The 3,298-nt window shown below is 61.9% G+C and carries 3 protein-coding genes; all 3 read right to left on the bottom strand.

Annotated elements, in window-relative coordinates; translation table 11 throughout:
- On the bottom strand, positions 1-460 hold a 460-nt coding region (locus I6F33_RS37695; protein WP_225145775.1), incomplete at its 3' end, for a methylmalonyl-CoA mutase family protein.
- Between the two features lie 35 nt (positions 461-495).
- Complete coding sequence (locus tag I6F33_RS37700) at positions 496-2,373, bottom strand: methylmalonyl-CoA mutase family protein (RefSeq protein WP_225145776.1); 1,878 nt, start codon at positions 2,371-2,373, stop codon at positions 496-498.
- A 110-nt stretch (positions 2,374-2,483) separates the two neighbouring features.
- Positions 2,484-3,298, bottom strand: an 815-nt coding sequence (locus tag I6F33_RS37705) for a biotin/lipoyl-containing protein (RefSeq protein ID WP_225145774.1), incomplete at its 5' end; no start/stop codon positions are given.

Raw genomic sequence — 3,298 nt, forward strand, 5'->3', positions numbered from 1 at the left:
TGGACACGCTCATCTGGTCGAGCGGAATCCCTGCAAACAGCGTGCGCATGTCGTAGATGGAATCGATGGCAACGCCGGCCATGCCGACATCGCCGCCGACGCGCGGATGATCCGAGTCATAGCCGCGGTGGGTGGCAAGATCGAATGCGACCGAGAGGCCCTTCTGCCCCGCCGCGAGGTTGCGGCGATAGAACGCGTTGGAATCCTCCGCCGTGGAGAAGCCGGCATATTGCCTGACCGTCCAGGGCTGGTTGACATACATGGTCGGGTAGGGGCCGCGCAGGAACGGCGCGATGCCTGGCCAGGTCTCAAGGAAATCGAGCCCGGCGATATCTGCTTCTCCGTATGCTGACTTGACCGGAATGCCCTCCGGAGTCACCCACGGATCGACGGAAGCAGAAGAAGCGGCGACCGAGCACCTTTCGAAAGCAATACTTGCAAAATTCGGGATAACGCTAATGGATGACATCTGAGTGTTCGCGTTCCGATTGTCGATTATCCGGAAACCTTCGGCTTTTGGATCCGGTTGTAAGCGGCATTTAGCGTTGCCAAGGCGTCGCAACTGACGTGAATAAAGCTGCAGGTGCCAGCCCGCCGAAACGCGGCCTCGGATTGAGAGGGAAGTCCCGCCAAATAGATGTGCCTAGCTCCGGCTTGCTGAAGCGCGTGGGCGGAGATTTCGGCGCGCTCCGCATAGATCTTATCGCTGGAGCAAAGGCAGGCAAGTTCGGCACCAGAGCCCGTGAATGCGAGGGCAAGCTCGGCTGGGTCGGCGAAGCCGGCGCCGTCGATAGCCTCAATTCCTCCCGCTTCGAAGAAGCTCTTGGCGAATGTCGCGCGGGCCGTAAAGTCGGTCGGTGTGCCGAGATTAGCAAGAAACACTCGCGGCCGCGCGCCGAGTAGCTTCAATATCGCATCGGACTTATCGCGGAGCGATTCGAAGGGTTCCGCAAGCCGGATCGGCGGCAGTGCGTCGAATACGAATTTCTGATCAAAGCTAGGCGGAAGAGCCATCGGTCTTACGCTTAGTACCGCCGCTGCGCCTTCGCCAAGGTTTGCGAACTCGCTCACTCCGGTCAGCGGGTCGCTGCGTTTCGCGAGATTTGCACGGCGCGCTGTGCGTGTAGCTGTGATCTTCGCCTGAAGCGTTCCTTGCTGTAGAGCGGCAAAAATGCCGCCCGCATTTTCAGTCTCTTGAAAACTCCTCCAGGCCGCGTCGCAAAGCTCCGTTGTTAGCGCCTCAATGCCGCCAGCACCTGCGGCAGGATCGCTAACCTTGGCAAGATTGCTTTCCTCCAGTAGCAGAAGCTGCGTGTTGCGGGCCACGCGCCGGGCAAACGAGTCTGGAAGGCCGAGCGCCAACGTGTGCGGCAGGACTGTGATCGCATTGGCACCGGCGATTCCCGCAGAGAATGTCGCCAAGGTAGCGCGCAACATGTTCACGTAGGGATCGCGCCGGGTCAACATGCGCCAGGACGTGTCAGCCGCAATGAACAGCGGCCTCGGCGCCACACCGCACGCCGACTCGATGCGCGCCCAGAGGAGTCGCAACGCGCGGAATTTAGCCATAGTCAAAAACTGGTCGGCGTCAGCAGTGAGTCGCGCATAGATCATACTTCGCGCTTGATCCAGCGGAATGCGCGCCGCCTCCATAGCGTGCAGATATGCCACGCCGCAGGCGAGCACAAAGGCAAGCTCCTGCACTTCTGAGCCGCCGGCGTCATGAACGATACGCCCGTCGCTCGCGGCAAACGGCCCCTTGAACCCCAGCGTTACAAGCCCTTTGATCGTGCTGGCAACGTTCCGTGCGATTTCTTCCCAAGTGTATGGACTGCGTCCGCTTAGGGCGCACGCGCCCAGCGGATCGAGCCCAAATCGAATGTCGCAGACGGCAGGATCGAGACCGACCGACTTCACATATTCCGCAACATGGATCGCGGTCTTACGCCCGTCTGTACCAATTTGGAGTTCAATCCCGATGCCGGCATCAAGGTGGACGTCCTTTAAAGCTTTGGCGACGGCACCTGCCGTTTGATCGAGACCGAACCCGCGGCTGCAGTTGGCGCCGGCAAAGACGAGCGCCAGGCCCGTCGCCCCATTCTCCAGATCGTGAACGGCCTGCCTATTGGCCGTCACCGCGTCTGGATGATCGATGCGCTGCATGATCTGCCAAGGCGCCGCGGGTGCCCGCCCGTCGACTAGTGCAATGTCTTTCGCGCGGAGATAAATCGGCTCGATTCTCAAGTCGTCGTACGTCCTACCAATCAGCTTTTCGAACGGCGCTCCCTTTAGCACGCCATCAACGAGCTTGTGCCAGTCCTGGCGTGAAGCAGGCGCAAAGCCCGATGCCAATGCCAACCGTTCGGTTTTCATCAAGTCCACCTAATCCCAAGTGACGCCGAGCTGCCCAACATGACTTCTGCCTAGAAGTAACCGGAATTCCTGCAGACAGGCTGCCCATCTCAGGTCGCCTCTTGCGGTGTTCAGGAAAACTCCAAAATCAGCGCGTCGATCGCGAGCGTCGCACCGGCACTGGCGTGGATCTTCTTCACGGCGCCGTCTTGCTCAGCGCGCAGCACGTTCTGCATCTTCATGGCTTCGACGACCGCGAGCGCCTCGCCGGCCTTGACCTCCTGCCCCTCCGTTACCGCGATCGAGACGATCAGCCCGGGCATCGGACACAGCAGCTTCTTGCCGGTATCGGCGGCCGTCGTCACCGGCATCAGCCGCGCCGAGGTCGCTTCCGCTTCGGTCCAGACATAGACCGGGACTTCGACGCCCTGATGCGCGAGGCGGATGCCGTTGGCAATCGGCCGCACCTGCACCGCGACGAGGTGGTCGTCGATGGTGCCCTGCCAAACCGGATCGCCCGGCTTCCACGCGGACTGCAGCAGATGCGCCTTGCCGACCTTGCCGTCGGCGTCGATGAAGCGGATCGTGATCGCTTCGCCTTCGCGCGCGACCTCGAGCAGTATCTCCTGGCGGTCGAGCCAAACCGCGCGGCGGCGCTCGCGCTGCACGATGCGGCCGCCGAGCTGCCCGGAGATCTGCCGCTTGCGCTCGCCGAGCACGTGATCGATGGCAGCGCCGACGGCGGCGATACGCCGTGCGACCTCGCCTTCGGGCACGCGCACCGCAAAGCCCTTGGGGAATTCCTCGGCGATGAAGCCAGTCGAGAGCCGTCCCTCGCGCCAACGCGGATGATGCATCAAGGCCGACAGGAACGGGATGTTGTGGCGGATGCCATCGACATAGAACGAGTCCAGTGCAGTCGCCTGCGCCTCGATCGCCGCCGCGC

Source organism: Bradyrhizobium sp. BRP20 (assembly GCF_020194215.1).
GTDB lineage: Bacteria > Pseudomonadota > Alphaproteobacteria > Rhizobiales > Xanthobacteraceae > Bradyrhizobium > Bradyrhizobium yuanmingense.